This window comes from Acidiphilium sp. PA (genome assembly GCF_026191915.1).
Lineage (GTDB): Bacteria > Pseudomonadota > Alphaproteobacteria > Acetobacterales > Acetobacteraceae > Acidiphilium.
Window position 1 is genome coordinate 188,936 of record NZ_JAIMBY010000004.1, and the last position, 18,713, is coordinate 207,648.

The 18,713-nt window shown below is 63.6% G+C and carries 19 protein-coding genes, 2 tRNA genes and 1 pseudogene; 5 read left to right on the plus strand and 17 right to left on the minus strand.

Translation table 11 applies throughout. The features are described 5' to 3' along the window. Positions 1-2 precede the first annotated feature (2 nt). The 5 genes from rplC to rpsL form a co-directional block, all read right to left on the minus strand. Positions 3-677 carry a 50S ribosomal protein L3 gene (gene rplC, locus AruPA_RS08335; protein WP_265636201.1) on the minus strand — a complete coding sequence of 225 codons (675 nt, stop codon included), beginning with the start codon at positions 675-677 and terminating at the stop codon, positions 3-5. Between the two features lie 17 nt (positions 678-694). Next, complete coding sequence (gene rpsJ / locus AruPA_RS08340) at positions 695-1,003, minus strand: 30S ribosomal protein S10 (RefSeq protein ID WP_029312051.1); 309 nt, start codon at positions 1,001-1,003, stop codon at positions 695-697. A gap of 102 nt (positions 1,004-1,105) precedes the next feature. Further along, positions 1,106-2,293, minus strand: a complete 1,188-nt coding sequence (gene tuf, locus AruPA_RS08345) for an elongation factor Tu (protein ID WP_265636202.1) — start codon at positions 2,291-2,293, stop codon at positions 1,106-1,108. A gap of 64 nt (positions 2,294-2,357) precedes the next feature. After that, complete coding sequence (rpsG, locus tag AruPA_RS08350; protein ID WP_029312049.1) at positions 2,358-2,834, minus strand: 30S ribosomal protein S7; 477 nt, start codon at positions 2,832-2,834, stop codon at positions 2,358-2,360. Positions 2,835-2,845: 11 nt separating this feature from the next. Continuing rightward, positions 2,846-3,217, minus strand: coding sequence for a 30S ribosomal protein S12 (gene rpsL / locus AruPA_RS08355; RefSeq protein ID WP_029312048.1), 372 nt, complete (start codon positions 3,215-3,217; stop codon positions 2,846-2,848). 368 nt (positions 3,218-3,585) lie between these two features. On the opposite strand from rpsL, the gene AruPA_RS08360 reads away from it, so the two are divergent. Further along, positions 3,586-4,560, plus strand: coding sequence for a GNAT family N-acetyltransferase (locus AruPA_RS08360; RefSeq protein ID WP_265636203.1), 975 nt, complete (start codon positions 3,586-3,588; stop codon positions 4,558-4,560). Positions 4,561-4,676: 116 nt separating this feature from the next. On the opposite strand, the pseudogene AruPA_RS08365 reads toward AruPA_RS08360, so the two are convergent. From AruPA_RS08365 to AruPA_RS08385, 5 genes and pseudogenes are all read right to left on the minus strand, one after another. Continuing rightward, positions 4,677-5,294, minus strand: a pseudogene (locus tag AruPA_RS08365) (DNA-directed RNA polymerase subunit beta'); the annotation flags it as partial. Between the two features lie 169 nt (positions 5,295-5,463). After that, positions 5,464-5,817, minus strand: a complete 354-nt coding sequence (locus AruPA_RS08370) for a DUF971 domain-containing protein (RefSeq protein WP_265636204.1) — start codon at positions 5,815-5,817, stop codon at positions 5,464-5,466. Next, the gene (locus AruPA_RS08375; RefSeq protein WP_029314210.1) at positions 5,814-5,999 is read right to left on the minus strand and encodes a Trm112 family protein; all 186 of its coding nucleotides are present in this window, start codon (positions 5,997-5,999) and stop codon (positions 5,814-5,816) included. Before AruPA_RS08375 ends, AruPA_RS08370 begins: the two co-directional genes overlap by 4 nt. A 27-nt stretch (positions 6,000-6,026) precedes the next feature. Beyond that, positions 6,027-6,103 (minus strand) — tRNA-Arg (locus AruPA_RS08380). A gap of 198 nt (positions 6,104-6,301) precedes the next feature. After that, a tRNA-Lys gene (locus tag AruPA_RS08385) sits at positions 6,302-6,377 on the minus strand. Positions 6,378-6,583: 206 nt separating this feature from the next. On the opposite strand from AruPA_RS08385, the gene AruPA_RS08390 reads away from it, so the two are divergent. Genes AruPA_RS08390 through lpxB form a run of 4 tightly spaced genes read left to right on the plus strand, consistent with a single transcriptional unit; the run spans position 6,584 to position 10,909 of the window. Next, on the plus strand, positions 6,584-8,287 hold the full coding sequence (locus tag AruPA_RS08390; RefSeq protein ID WP_265636205.1) for a cytochrome c: 1,704 nt from the start codon (positions 6,584-6,586) through the stop codon (positions 8,285-8,287). Positions 8,288-8,295: 8 nt separating this feature from the next. Continuing rightward, on the plus strand, positions 8,296-8,886 hold the full coding sequence (locus AruPA_RS08395; protein WP_265636206.1) for a GNAT family N-acetyltransferase: 591 nt from the start codon (positions 8,296-8,298) through the stop codon (positions 8,884-8,886). 11 nt (positions 8,887-8,897) lie between these two features. Then, entirely contained in the window at positions 8,898-9,767 is an 870-nt protein-coding gene (locus AruPA_RS08400; protein ID WP_265636207.1) for a carbon-nitrogen hydrolase family protein, read from the plus strand. Continuing rightward, positions 9,764-10,909, plus strand: coding sequence for a lipid-A-disaccharide synthase (gene lpxB, locus AruPA_RS08405; RefSeq protein ID WP_265636208.1), 1,146 nt, complete (start codon positions 9,764-9,766; stop codon positions 10,907-10,909). Before AruPA_RS08400 ends, lpxB begins: the two co-directional genes overlap by 4 nt. Before the next feature lie 431 nt (positions 10,910-11,340). Here the strand turns inward: lpxB and AruPA_RS08410 are convergent, their stop codons facing one another. Genes AruPA_RS08410 through AruPA_RS08440 form a run of 7 tightly spaced genes read right to left on the minus strand, consistent with a single transcriptional unit; the run spans position 11,341 to position 18,652 of the window. Next, positions 11,341-11,538, minus strand: coding sequence for a hypothetical protein (locus tag AruPA_RS08410; protein ID WP_322784393.1), 198 nt, complete (start codon positions 11,536-11,538; stop codon positions 11,341-11,343). 6 nt (positions 11,539-11,544) lie between these two features. Next, entirely contained in the window at positions 11,545-12,144 is a 600-nt protein-coding gene (locus tag AruPA_RS08415) for a histidine phosphatase family protein (RefSeq protein WP_265636209.1), read from the minus strand. A 2-nt stretch (positions 12,145-12,146) separates the two neighbouring features. Beyond that, entirely contained in the window at positions 12,147-12,986 is an 840-nt protein-coding gene (locus AruPA_RS08420) for a hypothetical protein (RefSeq protein ID WP_265636210.1), read from the minus strand. Further along, complete coding sequence (locus tag AruPA_RS08425; RefSeq protein ID WP_265636211.1) at positions 12,983-14,800, minus strand: ABC transporter ATP-binding protein; 1,818 nt, start codon at positions 14,798-14,800, stop codon at positions 12,983-12,985. The genes AruPA_RS08420 and AruPA_RS08425 overlap by 4 nt, the downstream gene beginning before the upstream one ends. Continuing rightward, the gene (locus AruPA_RS08430; protein ID WP_265636212.1) at positions 14,797-16,146 is read right to left on the minus strand and encodes a glycosyltransferase family 4 protein; all 1,350 of its coding nucleotides are present in this window, start codon (positions 16,144-16,146) and stop codon (positions 14,797-14,799) included. Before AruPA_RS08430 ends, AruPA_RS08425 begins: the two co-directional genes overlap by 4 nt. Next, complete coding sequence (locus AruPA_RS08435) at positions 16,041-17,348, minus strand: glycosyltransferase (protein ID WP_265636213.1); 1,308 nt, start codon at positions 17,346-17,348, stop codon at positions 16,041-16,043. Before AruPA_RS08435 ends, AruPA_RS08430 begins: the two co-directional genes overlap by 106 nt. Next, the gene (locus AruPA_RS08440; protein WP_265636214.1) at positions 17,345-18,652 is read right to left on the minus strand and encodes a glycosyltransferase family protein; all 1,308 of its coding nucleotides are present in this window, start codon (positions 18,650-18,652) and stop codon (positions 17,345-17,347) included. Before AruPA_RS08440 ends, AruPA_RS08435 begins: the two co-directional genes overlap by 4 nt. Positions 18,653-18,713: the final 61 nt, after the last annotated feature.

Sequence of the window (18,713 nt, forward strand, 5' to 3'; positions counted from 1 at the left end):
TCTCAGCCTTTCAACGCGGCAGGATAGGCCGCATCGGCCGGACGGGCTTTCTTCACCGCGTCGCGCACGAATACATAGCCGTTCTTCGCACCGGGAATGCCGCCCTTGATCATGATCAGGCCGCGCGCCTCATCGACCGCCGCAATCTCGAGATTCATCGTGGTGATCCGCTTGTCACCCAGATGACCCGCCATCTTCTTGTTCTTGAAGGTCTTGCCTGGATCCTGACGGTTACCGGTCGAGCCCAGCGAACGATGGCTGATCGAAACGCCGTGCGAGGCTTCAAGACCGGCAAAGTTCCAGCGCTTCATGCCACCGGCAAACCCCTTGCCCTTACTGATGCCCGCGACATCGACCTTCTGGCCCGCCGCGAAATGCGTAGGCGACAGGACCGCACCGGTTTCCAACACGGCGTCATCAGCCACGCGGAACTCGACCAGCTTCATCGCCGGTTCGACCTTCGCGTTCGCATAATGACCCTTCATCGGCTTCGACACGTTCTTGGTCTTGGCATGGCCAAACCCCAGCTGAACCGCCGCATAGCCGTCGGAGTCCACAGTCTTCGCCATCACCACCCGCACATCGTCCATGTGCAGAACGGTGACCGGCACATGGGTGCCGTCATCCCTGAACAACCGGGTCATCCCCAGCTTCTTTGCAATAATACCGGTGCGCATCACACTACTTCCAGATATCAGATCTTGATTTCGACATCGACGCCGGCCGCAAGGTCGAGCTTCATCAGCGCATCAACCGTCTGCGGCGTCGGATCGACAATGTCGAGCAGCCGCAGATGAGTGCGGATTTCGAATTGTTCGCGGCTCTTCTTGTCGACATGCGGCGACCGGTTGACGGTGAAACGCTCGATATGCGTCGGCAGGGGGATCGGCCCCCGAACCTGCGCGCCCGTCCGCCGTGCGGTGTTCACGATCTCCTTGGTGCTGTTATCGAGCACCCGGTGATCATACGCCTTGAGGCGAATACGGATATTCTGATTGTCCATCGTCAAAACCTATAGTCGTTACAAAGAGCGGGGGCAGAAAAGCCAAAAAACCACCCCGCCCACCGGCATGAACCGGAAGGCGGGGCTGTATCAAACCGGAGCCTACTTCGTGACCTTGGCGACGACGCCCGAACCAACGGTCCGGCCACCTTCACGGATCGCAAAGCGCAGACCTTCATCCATCGCGATCGGCGCGATCAGCTCAACCGCAACCGTCACGTTGTCACCCGGCATCACCATCTCGACGCCATCCGGCAACGTCACCACACCGGTCACATCGGTGGTGCGGAAGTAGAACTGCGGACGGTAGTTGGTAAAGAACGGCGTATGACGGCCACCCTCTTCCTTGTTCAGAATATAGACCGAACCCGAGAAATTGGTGTGCGGGGTGATCGAGCCGGGAGCCGCCAGAACCTGGCCACGCTCGACATCTTCACGCTTCGTGCCGCGCAGCAGCGCACCAATGTTATCGCCCGCCTGGCCCTGATCGAGCAGCTTGCGGAACATCTCCACGCCGGTGACGATCGTCTTCACAGTCGCCTTCAGACCCACGATCTCGACTTCGTCACCAACCTTGACAATGCCGCGCTCGACGCGGCCGGTCACCACGGTGCCACGACCCGAGATCGAGAACACGTCTTCCACCGGCATCAGGAACGGCTTGTCGATCGGGCGCTCCGGCTGCGGAATATAGGAGTCAACCGCCGCCATCAGCTCGATCACGGCCTGCTCGCCGATCTCCTGCTGCTTGTCTTCCAGCGCGCACAGCGCCGAACCCTTGATGATGGGAATGTCATCGCCGGGATATTCATACTTGTTCAGCAGATCGCGCACTTCCATCTCGACCAGCTCAACAAGGTCGGGATCGGCCATGTCCATCTTGTTCAGGAACACGACGAGCGCCGGCACGCCAACCTGACGGGCGAGCAGAATATGCTCGCGCGTCTGCGGCATCGGGCCATCGGCGGCCGAAACCACCAGAATGGCGCCATCCATCTGCGCCGCGCCGGTGATCATGTTCTTCACATAGTCGGCATGGCCGGGGCAATCGACATGGGCATAATGCCGGTTCGCGGTCTCGTACTCGACATGCGCGGTCGCGATCGTAATGCCACGCGCACGCTCTTCCGGCGCCGCATCGATGCTGTCATAGGCGCGGAACGTCGCGCCGCCCGACTTTGCCAGCACCTTGGTGATGGCCGCCGTCAGCGACGTCTTGCCATGATCGACGTGGCCGATCGTGCCAATGTTGCAGTGCGGCTTGTTCCGCTCGAATTTAGCCTTGGCCATGGGTATCTCCGTCTCGTATTTGGGTCAGCGCCGCAATCAAAACCGGCGTCAGATGAGTTTCCGTCTACCAGCGATAATGGCTGAACGCCTTGTTGGCTTCGGCCATGCGATGCGTGTCTTCACGCTTCTTCACTGCCGCACCACGGTTGTTCACCGCGTCCAGCAGCTCGTTCGACAACCGGTCCTCCATCGTGTGCTCGCCCCGCTTGCGCGCACTCTCGATGATCCAGCGGATCGCCAAAGCCTGGCGCCGCTCGGTCCGCACTTCGACCGGAACCTGATACGTCGCACCACCAACCCGGCGCGACCGCACCTCGATCGCCGGCTTCACATTATCAAGCGCCTCATGAAACATCCGAACCGGATCGGCATTGTTGCCGCCCCGCTTCTTCAAACTGTCCAGCGCACCATAGACAATCGTCTCGGCCGCCGATTTCTTGCCATCATACATCAGCACATTCATGAAACGGCTGATCACCACATCACCGAATTTCGGATCGGGCAAAACTTCGCGTTTGGTCGCGGAATGACGTCTGCTCACGAACTCTCTCCTTACTTCGGCCGCTTTGCGCCATACAGCGAACGACGCTGACGGCGCTTGGCAATGCCCTGCGTGTCGAGCACGCCACGCAGAATATGATAACGCACGCCCGGCAAATCCTTCACGCGGCCACCACGGATCAGCACCACCGAGTGCTCCTGCAGATTATGCCCCTCGCCCGGAATGTAGCTCACAACCTCATAACCATTCGTCAGGCGCACCTTGGCAACCTTACGCAAGGCCGAGTTCGGCTTCTTCGGCGTCGTGGTATAAACGCGGGTGCAAACACCACGCTTCTGCGGGCAGTTCTGCAGCGCCGGCACCTTGTTGCGCTTGGCCCGAACTTCACGCCCCTTGGCGATCAACTGATTGATAGTCGGCATGCACTCGTCGTCCTTCTGGCCTAAATCCGTCTCGCCCAAACAAGGCAGCGGTATCTCACCCGTCACGCGCTCATACAAACACCGCAGGGCAGAGAACACTCCACCTGCGGCAACCCAGACCCGCAACCTAAGTCAGCCCCAAAGGGCGACGGCGCCGCAAGCGTGAGAATAATGAACGGCGCGACCGGGAAATCCCCGCGTCTCGCTGAGGCGTCACCCTTAAGAGCCGCACACCCCAGAGTCAAGTCGATTCCCCGGAAAAAGGCCAGGGCTCTGCCCTGGACCCGCTGGGGCCTCAGGCCCCAGACCCCATTGGAAAGAGAATGATTTTGTTGCGCCGATACCGATGGCATGGAAGAGTATGGCCGATGACCCACGCATTTCCACCATCGCTCGAAATCAGCGTGATCGACCGTCGAAATATAGACTTATGGTTCCAAATCGGCCCGAAGCCCGCAAAAGCTCAAGCAGCACGGGACCGCGTGCTGGCTAACATCTCCTCAAACACACCTCACAACGTGGTCCGCCTCGTCGCACATCAGGGATTTGAGACATACGCGAGAATTGCAACCGAAATCGATCCCCGGGGTCGGTTGCAGCTTTGGCCGCCTGTCTTCGCTGATGCGTTATCGGTGTGCCAGAAAAAAAGTATCGCCGGTTTGATACTGAACCGAACACTGGAACTATTTTCCGATATTGAAATCAAATATGGTGAGGCTCGCTTTCTCGAGAGTCACCCTGATGCGTCAGTGTGGCGGGGTGCTGTGGTCGCTGACCGCTTTGAATTCACTGCGGCAGCCGCTATCCTGGCTCATCGACGCTCAGCAGTGACGCGAAAGACTTCAATCGCCCGCAGCATCACGGGCGGGGGTCATTTCACAGAAACCGGTCTGCTTGATCTATACCTCGCATGCCAAACCGATACGATGGACCGAGCCGATAACGACCCCTTGATCGATTTGCGAGCCGATATGGCGGAATTTCTCGATCCTACCGAACCCAGCGCCGATCGTACCATCTGGCTGGTCGCAACCGAGGGCGACGAGCCCATCGGGCTCCTCATCCCCCAGATTGATCGTGAAACACGATTAGGATGGATCGTCTATGTGGGTGTGACCAAATCTCATAGGGGCAAGCGCGTCGGCACAGCGCTGATTGAACGCTGTCTCGCCGATCACGACGTCCCGGGACTGCAATGGAACGCCATGGTCGATCTGATCAACGCCCCCTCCATGAAACTCCATCGATCGAGCGGTTTCGCCGATACGTTCGACCGATTCATTACCTACCGCAAACCCTGGAGCCGGGCCGCGGACGATAGCGCAGCAGCCGCACCAGTCTGAGACTCCCAAAAGTTTTTTGCTTCTTTTTTACAAAAAAGAAGTCTTCCTTCCTCCCTGAACCCAAAAAACCGGCACCCCGAAGGATGCCGGCTTCTTTACTCCACCGAACCAGGCCGTTACTCCGCGGCAACCTCGCGGCGTGACGGCAGCGCCGTGCGTGTCTGCGCCAGCGTCGTCTTGTCCCGCCCCGCGGCAATCGCGCGCAACCGGCTCATCACGCTGCCGGTACCCGCCGGGATCAACCGCCCGACGATCACGTTCTCCTTCAAGCCGAGCAGTTGATCGGTCTTGCCCGCGGTCGCCGCTTCGGTCAGCACCCGCGTGGTCTCCTGGAACGAGGCCGCCGAGATGAAGCTGAGCGTCTGCAGGCTCGCCTTGGTAATGCCCTGCAACACCGGCAACCCGCTCGCCGGCCGTTCGTCCAGCTTCACCCGCCGCTCGTTCTCGGTCTCGAACTCGATCCGGTCGACCAGCTCGCCGATCAGATACGTGGTATCCCCCGGCTCGGTGATCTCGATCTTCTGCAGCATCTGACGCACCACGACTTCGATATGCTTGTCGTTGATCTTCACACCCTGCAGTCGATAGACATCCTGGATTTCGTTGACCAGATAATCCGACAGCGCCTCAACCCCGAGCACCCGCAGAATATCATGCGGCACCCGCGGACCATCGACCAGCGGATCACCCCGGTGCACGTAATCACCCTCCTGCACCGACATATGCTTGCCCTGTTGCTCATCCCCACATCTTCACCGTTCCATCATTAGGATCAAGTCGCTCGACGGTGAGAGGCCTACAGACCATCGTCTCAGCCCAGCAGATTGGGCATCTCTATCCTTACGCGGTCAGCGCAACGCCTACAACGGTGTTGAGTCCGGTGTAGCCTCGCGACGCATTGCTTTACCTGTGGAGGTTTGCCGCATCTAAGGCTTTCAGGTACGCGGCCCAGCGCTGGCTGTATTCACGGCCTAGCCGATGCAGATAGTCCCAGGAATAGATGCCTGTGCCATGACCGTCGTCGAAACTTATACGTACGGCATAATGTCCGTTGGGTTCGAGGTTTATGATGCCGACGGCGCGTTTACCGGCGACCAGTTGGCGCTGTTCGGGGCTATGGCCTTGAACTTCGGCGCTGGGGCTTTCGATCCGCAGGTATTCCGCTGGCAGGACGAAATTTGTGCCGTCGGAAAAGCTGATTTCCAGCACGCGTTCGGCGCGTTTCAACCTGATTTCGGTGGGTTGCGGCGCCGTCACGCGTCGAGCTTGCGGGCTTCATCGATCAGCATGATCGGAATGCCGTCGCGGATCGGAAACGCGAGTCCAGCCCGTTCACTGATCAATTCGCTATTGGCGCGATCATAGACGAGCGGCCCCTTGGTCAGCGGGCAGACCAGAACTTCGAGTAGTTTCGGGTCGATCGGCGCCGGATCGGTCATGGCGCAGGTCCTTCGCGATGAGGAAAATGGCGCACCCGAAGAGACTCGAACTCCTAACCCCCAGATTCGTAGTCTGGTGCTCTATCCAGTTGAGCTACGGGTGCGCTGATGGGGGTGGATTAGCCGAAGGCGCTCAGGATCGCAAGGGTGCAGCGACGGCGACCGTATATTTAAAAAACCGTGCGAACTGGCGTCCGCTCGCGCCGTTCGTCGCATTGTGGACGTACGAACCGTTCGTCGGACATTGGGTGGGGTGATGGTGATGTGCGGCTATCAGGGTAATCGACGGCAAGGAGCAGGAATGGTGGGCGCACAAGGATTCGAACCTTGGGCCCGCTGATTAAGAGTCAGCTGCTCTACCAACTGAGCTATGCGCCCATCCCTGCCCGCCGAGGCCATCGCAGCGCCGGACCCGCGCCTTCTAGCAACACCGTCATCATCTGTGAAGACCCTGCCTGACCACCACTTGATCATTCCGGGTTTATGGCGAATTAGGACACGTCAAAGGTGCAATCGCACCGCCCGATTTTATATGAAGCAGGATTGCCATGCCCTCATCGTCACGGTCCGGGTCAAGATTGCCGGTGTGGATAGCCACCGGCGTATTCGCCGTTGCTGCCCTCGCGCTAGGGGCGGGCATGGCGTTGGGCGATATCGGCCAAGCCTATCTGCCCACCTCCGAAGTCAGCCCGCCCGGCGCCTTTGCCGCCATGCCGAAACCCAACACCACCGGCATGAGCCCGCAGCAGGTCGCCATCGTCAAGCGCGGCGAATACCTCACCACTGCGGCCGATTGCATGCCCTGCCACGAAGCCCCCGGCGCAAAGCCCTTCGCCGGCGGCCTCTCCTTCGTCACGCCGTTCGGCACGATGTACTCACCCAACATCACGCCCGACAAAACCAACGGCATCGGCAACTGGACCAACAAGCAATTCTGGAACGCCCTCCACTACGGCATCGCGCCAGGCCACTCGCTCCTGGTGTTCCCGAAATACATCTACCCGGCGATGCCGTACACCTCCTATTCGAAGCTCTCGAGGCCGGACGTGCTGGCGATCAAAGCCTATCTCGATGCGATTCCCGCGGTCGATGCCCCGCATGTGCCGAATGCGCTGAACTTCCCCTTCAACATCCGCGCCGTCCTGCTCGGCTGGCGTATCCTGTTCTTCGGCGCACACCCGGTCCATTACCAGAAATCCTGGAGCCCCGCAGTCCGAAACGGCGCCTATATCGCCGAAGCGCTCGGCCACTGCACCGAATGCCACTCGCCGCGTAACCTGCTGTTCGCAATCAAATCGGGCGACACGCTGGCCGGTTCCCAGATACTCGGCGAACCCTGGTATGCCCCCAACATCTCATCCTCCAAACAATACGGCGTGGGTGCCTGGAACCGGGCCGATCTGGTCTCCTATCTGCACGAAGGCGGCAACATGGTGAACGGCTCGGCGTTCGGCCCGATGAAATCGGTGGTCGACTACAGCCTGAGCCAGATCCCCGTTTCCGACATCAACGACCTCGCGGCCTATCTGCAAACCGCCACCAAGCCGCGCAGCAACCCCGTCAAACCGATGACCGTCCCCGCCGCTGAGCTTGCCGAAGGCCACGCGCTCTACATCCAAAATTGCGCCGCCTGCCACCAGGCCGATGGCAAGGGCATTGCCCAGGTGTTCCCCAACCTCGCCGGCAACCAGGCCGTCACCGGCGGACCGGCCGACAACACCATCGGCATTGTGCTCGGCGGCATGATCCCCTGGCACGCCAACGGCCCCGTCATGCCTGCCTTCGGCTCGATCTTATCCGATCACCAGATCGCCGCGGTCACCAACTATGTCCGCACCGCCTGGGGTAACCGTGGCGTGCCGGATGCCACCGCCGCCAGCGTATTCGCCTTCCGCAGATCCGCCCCGCCGCATAAAATAGCCTTGGCCGACGCCGACTATCTCGATCTGCCACCAATCGCCTCCGCCGCCGCCCGTAAACTCGGCTGCCCCCTCCTGAGCGACCGCCTGATCGGCCCCGGCGCCGGTGAAATGCAGATCATGGCCGGTGCCACGCCCGCTACATTGACAAACCGTACCGCCGAGCTGATGGCCGCCGTCAAAAAAGCCAACCCCGGCATAACCAAGGACCAGATGTCGCAATATCTTCTCACTGCCTATTGCCCCGTCGTGGCCACCCAATCCGGCATGTCGCTGTCGGAGAAAAAATCCGCCCTGAAACGCTTCATGGACCAGGCCCAGGCCACGGCGGCGACCGCCATGGCCGCTCCGGCCAAACAAGGCAGCTGAGCTGCCAGGTGGCGCTGACCATCGAGACCTTGCAGGGTGCGGCTATTCTGCAGCACCTTGCCGCGCTCGCCGAGCTGCGCATGAAGGTGTTCCGTGCCTGGCCCTATCTCTACGAGGGCGATGCCGCCTACGAACGCGATTACGTCGCGACTTATGCGGCGAGCCGGCACGCCGCCATCATCGTCGCGCGCGATGATCAAATCATCGTCGGTGCCTCCACCTGCCTGCCCCTGACGGACGAGGCCGAATCCCTGCAAGCGCCCTTCCGCGCTGCCGGCTTCGAGCCCGCCACCATCTGCTATTTCGGCGAATCCGTCCTGCTCGAACCCTACCGCGGCCAGGGTGCCGGAGTTGCCTTCTTCACCGCGCGGGAAGCCCACGCTCGCACCATCGAGGGCGTCACCCACGCCGCCTTCTGCGCCGTCATCCGTGGCGCGGCCGACCCCCGCCGCCCGACCGGCGCGACCCCACTCGACGAATTCTGGCGCCATCGCGGTTTCACCCTTCGCGCTGGCCTGATCTGCACCATGCGCTGGCGCGAAATCGGCACCGAGGCCGAAGTGGAAAATCGTCTCCAAGCCTGGCTGAAACAGCTATAACGCCCCGCATCATGCACATCGCCCTCTCGCCTTTCGCGATCCTCCGCCCCACCAGTCTCGACGATTTCGCCGCCCGGATCGAAACCCTCCTGCGCGCAGCAAAAGCTGGTAACGCCGACGCCCTGGTCCTGCCCGAATACGCCAGCATGGCCCTCGCCGGCGCCTTCGTCGCGTCACCCGATGTTACCGCCGAACTCGCCGCCGTGGTGGAGCAGGCCGATGCCCTGATTGCCGCGTGTCGCACCCTCGCCCGCACCCACGGCATCATGCTTCTCCCCGGCACCGTCCCGATGCGCGGATCGGACGGCCGCATCCGTAACCGCGCCCCCCTGATCGACGGTGCCGGCCGCATCGCCTTTCAGGACAAACGCGTCATGACCCGCTTCGAAGCCGAACGCTGGGGGATCACCCCGGGCGGCCCACCCCGCGTGTTCGAAACCGATTTCGGCCGTATCGGCATCGCCATCTGCTACGATTCCGAATTTCCCCTGCTGATCCGCGCTCAAACCCTCGCCGGCGCCGATATCATCCTGATCCCCACCTGCACCGATACGCTGCACGGATTCAACCGCGTCCGCCTCTCGGCCCGCGCCCGCGCGCTCGAAAACCAGTGCTTCACCGCGCTCGCCCCCACCACCGGCATCGCCCCCTGGTCCGCCACACTCGATGAAAACCGCGGCTACGCCTGCGCCTTCGGCCCGGTCGATCGCGGCTTCCCCGACGATGGCCTGATCGCCCGCGGCCCGCTCGACGCGCCCGACCTGCTGTACGTCAACCTTGACCCCGCCGCCCTCGCCGCCACCCGCGCCGATCCCGCCGTCCGCAACCACACGGACTGGCCCGACAACCCTGCCCCCGCCAGCGTGGTCGCGCTCGCGTGACGCTGGTCTACCTGATCGCCGGCGAAGCCAGCGGCGATGTTCTCGGCGCCCGCCTGATTGAAGCCCTCCACCGCCGCCGCCCCGACCTCACCTACGCCGGCATCGGCGGCGCCCGCATGGCCGAACAAGGCCTCACCACCCTGTTCCCGATGCAGGATCTCGCCGTCATGGGAATCGCCGAAATCCTCCCCCGCGTCATCAAACTCCGCAACCGCCTGCACCAGGCCATCACGGACATCACCACCCGCCGGCCCGCCCTGGTCATCACCATCGACAGCCCCGGCTTCACCCTTCGCGTCCTCCGCGCCATCGCCCCGCTCGGCCTCAAACGCGTCCACTACGTCGCCCCCCAGGTCTGGGCCTGGCGGCCCGGTCGCGTTCGCCACTTTCCGGGCCTATGGGACCGCCTGCTCTGCCTGCTGCCGTTCGAACCCGATTTCTTCGCCCCCCACGGCCTCAACCCCGTCTTCGTCGGCCACCCCGTCCTGCAATCCGGCGCCGATCAAGGCAACGCCATCCGCTTTCGTGCCCAATTCGGCCTCGATGGCGGCGCCCAACCCCTCATCCTGATGCCCGGCAGCCGCCGCACCGAAACCGCCCGCCTGATGCCCGTCTTCCGCGAAACCATCGGCCGGCTCGCGCCTCACCACCCCGCCCTCGTCCCCGTTCTCGCCGCCGCCCCTGCCATCGCGACCGAACTCGCGGCCCAAGCCGCAAGCTGGCCGACCCGCCCGATCATCGTGACCGGCCCCACCACCCGCTACGACGCCTTCGCCGCCGCCGCCGCCGCGCTGACCAAATCCGGCACCTCGACACTCGAACTCGCGCTCGCCGGCGTACCCATGGCCGTCACCTACCGCGTCAACCCGCTCAGCGCCGCGCTCGCCCGCCGGCTCATCACAGTACCCCACGTCGCCATGATCAACCTGCTTGCCAACCAAGCCCTCGTCCCCGAACGCCTCCAATCCGACTGCGCCCCCACCGAACTCGCCGCCACCATCAAGGAAATCCTGACCAACCCCGCCATCGCCACCACCCAACGCACCGGCTTCATCCAAGCCCTCGCCCGCCTCACCCCCCCCAACGGCCTACCCCCCAACGAAGCCGCCGCCGCCGCCGCCCTCGAAGTTCTCGGACAGTAATCGATCGACCTCCGACGCTCTTAATAATTAAGGCAAAGCAAGTACTTTTTTGTAAAAAAGAAGGAAAAAGCTTTCTGACCGTTTTGTAAAGACCGCAGGGTAGTTATCCTCTGATACTGCCAATTGTACCCCACCACCGCCAGCGCTCAATCAAGACGGGTCCATCGATAACACCGTCAATCAGAGCATCCCCGTTGTCAGTCCTGACAAGCCGCTGATACTCCTCGATCGTTTCACCGCCTCAAATCACCGCGGATCGCCGAACCCAAGGTGTTAAAAACTACTAACGGATATGACGCTCCGCAATTCCGGATCAGACCCTTGTCGAAACTCATCCGCAAGCGCAGGACACTGCCGCACCGGGATGGCGCGCCGACCGCCAGAAACACCGCATCGACGTCATCAATCGCTCCTTCGATGGTTGTGGCGAATCAAAGGCGACCGGCGACCTGATGGGTCGCGACCAGGTCATCGACGCTCGGCTCGTGGATTGGCATCGGGCCGTCATTCAACGCTTCGAATTGGTGGCGATCGGTCTCGACGATAACCACATCGGTTCCAGTCGCGGCATAGCAGGCAGCCGATCCCATGTAGACATAGCCACCGCCGATTATCGTGATGCGTATGATACTGTCTCAGTTCGTTCCCGTAAGAGTTCGGCTGGTATGGAAAAAGAGCGGCTGCACCGAACCAGTCGCGACCGGAACCTGCCGGAACCTCGCGAGCGGCAGGCCCTGCGCCTCGATCACGGCAATCCTGATCCAGGCGCTGTGCGTCACCAACAGAACCGCACCCGATGAGGCCGGCATGCTGTACGTGCCAAGACAGCGGCGCACCCGCATGCGCAACGCGCCGAGCGTTTCGCCGCCCGGAAACATCACCGTCTCAGGCGCGTGCTTCCAGGCGCGCAGCAATGCGGGCCAGCGGCATTTGACTTCCGCCTGGGTCAGCCCTTCCCAATCGCCATAGGCAATTTCGATCAGGTCCGGATCGATCTGCGGCGCCGGCAGCCCGATCACTCCGGCGATCACACCGGCGGTCTGGCGCGCGCGCAGCAGCGGGCTGCACATGATCGCGGCAATCGCGCCACCACCCAGGGTCGCCGCGAGGCGCTCGGACTCCGCGACACCCGCAGGCGACAAGGCCGGATCGCTCTGCCCCTGATAACGCCCCGCCCGCGTCCAGGCGGTCTCGCCGTGCCGCGCGAGCAGGATCGGCGGGGCGATATCGGTCATGATCAATACCGGATCGCCACGCCCACCACGATACGGCGTCCCGCATGGATGCCCTGGCCCGCGATGGTGGATTCATATTCGAAAAACGGCCGCAGCATCGTGCTCAACCGGTACGTCATCCCGGCACCGACGCGAACGATGTTGTAGACCTCGGCCTGGTCGGTCAGCCGCAGCGCTTTCGGTTGCTGGATGGTGCGGCTCACGAAGCCGGTCGCGAACACCGACAGCCGGGGCCAGACGCGCAGGCCCGCGTACACGGTGCTGCGGAGCTGCGTCACACCGCTGTCGGGGAAAATCCGCGCCCCTGCGGCGATGGTGGCGCTGAAACGGCCATCGATCACACCCGCCTGCACATCCGGCTCCAGCGCGAAATGACCGGTGCCGAGCGCTGGTGCGGCGCTGGTCGAACCGGTTGGCAAGACCACGTTCATGGTTACCGAATCCGCGAAATCCCGTGTCTGCGTCAGGCCGTAGTTCAGCCCGATCGTCTGGTCCTCCAGCCCCGATCCGGACTGGGCGATCGACCGGTGGTGCTTGATGCGTGCGCTCCGCAGGCGGCCTGCGCGCAGATCGTACTCGATCGAAAATCCATCCCCGATCCCGGCCGAGCCGGTGACGCGAAACTGCGTCTCCTGCTGGGTCGATGCCGGGATGGTGCCGGTGGTGAAACCGCTGGCGGAATACGCGCTGCTGGAATCGAACAGCCGGACCATCGGTTTGACGACGCCATTGCCGGCAGCGGGAATCCAGGGATCGGCATAGGCCGAACTCACCATGGCGCACAGCGCCAGCGCCACACCCGACAGTGTGACGACGAAATCAGGCCGAGCAGGCACGGTCATGGGGATACCAATCGCAGTTTCGGTGGTTCGGGGATCTCACGCAGGGCATGCCAGAGGGTGGCGTACGTGCCAGCGGCGGCCAGCAGATCGGCATGGCTGCCGCGTTCGACGATCCGTCCCTGATCGAGCACCAGGATCAGATCGGCATTCATCACCGTGGCAAGACGATGCGCGATCACCAGCGCCGCGCGCTGCGATGCCAGCCGTTCGAGCGCCCTCATCAGCCGTTGCTCGGTCGCCGCATCGAGGCTGCTGCTCGGCTCATCGAGAATGACCACCGGCGCGCCGCATAGCATGGCCCGCGCGATGGCAACGCATTGGCGCTGGCCGCCGGACAGGTTTAGCCCGCGCTCGTTCACCATGGCATCGAACCCGCCGGGCAGGCGCTCGATAATATCGTCAACCCCCACGTCGCGCGCCGCCGTGATCGCCTCGCTGCGGCCGGCACCGGCCATGCCATAGGCGATGTTTTCCCAAATCCGCGCCTGAAACAGCAGCGGCTCCTGCAACACCAGCCCAATCTGGCGGCGCAGCCAGTTGAGCGGCAGGGTTCGGATATCGCTGCCATCCAGCAGGATGCTGCCGCTTCCCGCATCGTAGAACCGCGGGATCAGGCTCGCGATGGTGCTTTTCCCGGAACCGGTCGCACCGACCAGTGCCACCGTGCGGCCCGGTTCCAGGGTGAATGAAATATCGTGGAGCACGTCAAGCGCTTCACCGTATCCAAACCCGACCGCGCGGAATTCTACCCGCCCGGCGCAGGATTCCGGAGCCTGGGCGTTCGGGGCATCGACGATGCTCGGCTGCTCGGCGCGATATTCGCCGATGCGCTCCAACGCCACCGACGCACGGCCGAAGATCCGCCCGGTCTTGGCGAACTGCCGCGCGGGTGTCGCGATGCCGCGCAGATACGCCAGGAAAATCAACAGCTCACCCGGCGTCAGTGTGCCCTGGATCACCGAAATCGCGCCGTACCAGGCGATTGCGCCGGTCGCGACCGCGATGATGAAGTTCATCGCCGGGCCGAATTGCGCCTGCACCGTGTTGGCCTGCAGGCTGGCCGTGAGACTCTTGCCGGCCTGCTCGCCGAAGCGGGCATCCTCGTGGGTTTCCCGCGCGAATGCCTGGACCACCTGGACGCCGCCGAGAATTTCCTGCGTCAAACCCGACAGGGTACTCTCCTGGCGGCGTACCTGGCGCAACCGCTGGCGCAGCCGGTCGGCGTAGAACCGTGCCATCAGGAACAGGATCGGCGCGACCGAAAGCGCGAGCAGCGCATACCGCCAGTCGATCAGCAGCATGACGGTGGCCATGCCGATGATCGTCAGGCCGTGCGGTAGCAGATCGATGCCGACCGCGGCGATGAAATCCTGCAACTGGCGAACATCGCCCGACAGGCGCGCGATCAATTCGCCGCCGCGCTGACGACGGTGAAAATCGAGCGAAAGACGTTGCAGATGCGCAAATAGATCGGAGCGGACCCGAAACACGACCCGCTGTCCGACATCGAGAAACAATCGGTTGCCGACAAATACCAGCAGTGCATCGAGCGCGCCGAGCCCGAGCATGGTAAGCCCGAGCAGGTTGAGTAGTTCCACCCGGTGCGCGACCGGGTCGGGCAGCACGCCGTGCAGCAACGGAGCCAATTTGCGTTGGAAAATGACGTTGTCGATGATGAATTTCAGCGGCCACGGCAATGCCAGCAATACGCAGGCCCGCGCCGCCATGACCGCCGAGCCGGCGCCCAGCGCGCGCCATTCCGGCCTCAGGTACGCCAGCAACCAGCGCCGGCTGGGTCGGGCGGGCGCGGTCATTGCACCAACTCCCGCTGCCTGAGCGGGGCCAGGGCGAGCGCGCGGGCGACCACGGCGGTCCAGTCCCACACGGCGGCCGCACGGCGCGCGGCTTCACCCATCCGGAGGCGGCGCGCCGGCTGATCGATCAGCATCCGCAACGCTGCTTCGCAGGCCGCGGCATCGCCCGGCGGATACAGGATGCCAGTCACCTCGGGTGCGATCAGGCTCGCGATCTGGCCGATGCCGGGTGCGACCACCGGGCGTCCGGCCGCCAGCGATTCGACGATTTTGAGCGGCGAGAAATAAAAATCCTGCTGGTCGTGATAGGGTGCCACCGTCACATCCATCACCGCCAGCCAGTCGGCAATATCATCGTGCGGCACCCGGCCCGGCAGAATGATGCGCCCGGCGCAATCGAGTTGCTCGGCGCGTGCACGCAGCGCGGCAAGATCCGGCCCGTCCCCGACCGCAATCAGCCGTGCATCCGGGCGGCTGCGCGCGAGTGTGGCAAACACGTCGAACAGAAAATCCACCCCGTGCCAGGGTTTGAAACTGCCGATGAAGCCGATCACCGGGGCCGCGCCGATCCCGAGCCGCGCCCGCAACGCCGCACCATCGCCGCCCGCCCGATACCGCGACAGATCGGCGCCGTTGGGCAGAACATACACATGGGCGGCATTGCCGCGTACACCGGTCACATGCTGCGCCACCGCCTCGGACACCGCGATGACCACATTTGCCCGGCGATACGATGCCGCCTGCGCCCGCCGCGCCACATCGATCAGCCGCAGATCACGAAACCGGGCCTGCTCCTCGATCAGCGGTGCATTGACCTCAAGCAGCCGCGGCACCCCGAAATGGGTCGCAATCCGCACGCCGGCCCGGCTGAACAAGGCGTGGCGCTCGTAAACCAGGTCTGGCTGAAACCCGATCCGCCGCAATTGCGCGATCAAGGCGAGCCGCACGCCCCGGTCATGCGCGAGGCGCGCCAGTTCGCGCCGGACCACCGGGTCATCGATCGCCGTGCCGGGCAGCCCGCGCACCATCGCTTCGGCCCGCAGCCGCGCGTCATCAGTGCGTACCGGGAGTTCGATGAGCCGCGCCGGTGGAGACGGATTGCCCGAGCCGGCGGTCGCGCAGGCCAGCACCACCTCATGGCCGAGCCGTGCGGCAGCGGTCACGAACGACCGCACATGGACAGAAGCGCCCTTGTCACCCAGCACCGGCACGCCGCGGTCAGGATTGAAATACAGAATTTTCATCCCGCCGCCGCCACCGCCGGCGCGGTACAGACCAGCCCTGCGTCGGGCGGCGCGCAATCGGCACAGCCCATCAGCCCGTGCAGCCGCGTCGTCGTGGTCCACAAATCGAAATCCCGTTCGAGCAGGGCGCGCGCCGCAGCCGCCAGCGCCTGCGCCTGATCAGGATCGGCCAGCAGCCGGCCCATGGCATCGGCCAGGGCCCGGGCATCGCGCGGCGGCACCAGCCGACCGGTCTCGCCATCGCGCACCACTTCGGGGATGCCCGATACATCGGTCGACACCACTGGCACCCCGATCGCCATCGCTTCGGCGATCACGTTCGGAATCCCGTCGCGATCACCGTCATCGGCAATCCGCGGTGCCAGGGCGAACAGCGTGGCGCTGCGGTACAGATCGATCAGGGCGGCATGGGTCATCGCCCCCTCGAGCGTCACCGTTCCGGTTAGATCGTGCCGCTCGATCAGTGCGGTGAGTTCCGCGTGCAGTGGCCCGGCGCCCACGATCATGCAGCGGAACGCCACCCCGGCGTCACGCAATAATGCGCAGGCTTCGATCAAATCATCGTGACCCTTCTTCGGAACCAGCCGTCCCACCGAGAGAATGAGCGGGATCGGCGCCGCCCCGATCGCCGTACGCGCGGAAAAATGAGTTAGATCGATGCCGTGATAGACTAGGTTGATCTTATGAGACTCAGCTTCGCCCAGTAGATTGCGCAGATATTGCGCGTTATAGTCGGTGCACGTCGCAACGAAGCTGGCCGCCCGCGCCCGCCGGGAGATCACCTGCTTCGGCGTCAGGTAAAGGTCCTTGGCATGCGCGGTGAAACTGAACGGAATCCCGGACATCAGGCTGGCGAACCGCGCGACCGCCGCGGGAGCGTTGGCGAAATGGGCATGGATATGCCGGATACCGCCGCGCCGGCAGGCGGTCGCGACAAAGCCGGCGCGGGTGAACTGCTTCCAGACCGAAAGCGGTGTCGGCGACTGCACCGACCACCAGGCGGCACGGCCGAACGCCCCCGCATAGCGCAGTGGTGCGGCCCTGATTGCGGCGGCATGCGCGCGAACCAGGTCGACCCACGCGCCAGCCATCGGCACCGCACGTACCGGCGCACGCACCTCGGCCACCATGGCGTGATGCGGCGGCGGCTCCGGCGGCAGGAGCGAGAAGATTCGCAGATCTGCCCCCAGTCGTTCCATCGCACGAATTTCATTTAGAATGAAGGTTTCCGTAAGACGCGGATAGCGCTTCATGATGTACGCGACCGGTCCCGAGGCCATCGCTGCTGGGGGCATGGCGTTCATGACGCATCCCCGATCAAGGCAGGGATCATGGCACCCAGGTGCGTTGCAACCCGTTCCGCGCCATTGAGGTCGAGCGCCGCCCAGGACGCCGCCTGCGGCGGCGGCGCCGCCAGAACCCGCGGTAGCAAATGCGCCAGATCATCGGCCAGATCCGGGCCGGGAACGATCGTCTGCACCACGCCAAGCCCGGCCAGAAGTGATGCCCTCATCAGTTGCTCGGCGCGCGGTGCGGCGCGCGGCACCAGTATCGCCCGCTTGCGGGTGGCGATGATTTCCGCACTGGTGTTGTACCCCGCCATCGCAACAACGAGATCGGCGGCACGCAGGCTCGGTATCAGATCGGTCGTGTGGTCGACCAGTTCGATGTCGGCGCGCCCGCCAGCAGCCAGCACCAGCGCCGCCTTCTGCGCTTGCGGCATCAGCGGGCCAGTGACGATGGCGGAATGCAGCGCACCGGCCGGCATGCGGTTCAGCGCCCCGATATAAGCGTTCATCAGAAAAAACCCGTCGCCGCCGCCGCCGGCCGTTACCAGCGCAACCGGCCGCCCTGCCGCTTTCGCCGCTGTCCAGCAGATCGCCTGCGGACCCGCACCGGCGAGGCGGCACGGGGCGTCCGGCGCGGCGACAACATGCCCGCAGTACTGCACGTGCTCGGCAATCCGCCCACGCAAACCGTAGCCGGCCGCCACATCGAACAGCGCTTTGCTCCCATAGACAAAAATTTCATCATACGCTTGGTCCAGCAATTCAGGGATTTCCTGCTCCTGCCATAGCGCCTTGACGGTGTCCGGCGCATCCAGAATGTCGCGCAACCCCAGGATCGTGCGGGTCGCCGGTAATTCGCGCCGGATCAGCGCGAGCGCCGCGAGCAATTCGCCGTTCATGCCGGCCGGCGCGTGATCGACCAAGAACACATCTGGCCGGTGGCGCCAGACCGCCTTGAGAATCAGCGCTTCGCGATAGCCTTTGGTCATCGCGAAGCTCGATCTCGGATCGCGCGAGCGATAGTGCTCCACTCCGGTTTTCACGACGGGAGGCAACGCCTGCACCTGCAGGCCGCGCGGCAAACTCCAATCACTGATCACTGGCGAACCGGTGAGCAGGCGCACAGAAAACCGACCTCCGTGCGCCAGTAAGCGATCGGCGATCGCTAGGTTGCGCCGCAGATGCCCTAATCCAAAGGTGTCATGCGAATAAAGCAGGATCTTGATTTTGCGATGCGGTACCCGGACGGGCGCATTACGGACGACACCGGCGACGCCGGTGCTGGAGTCTCGCCCTTCGAACGGTGCCGAGATGGACATTGCGTCACGCATAAGACTGGCAGCCGCGAGAGAATGATTCATTGGAACGCCCATCCACGAA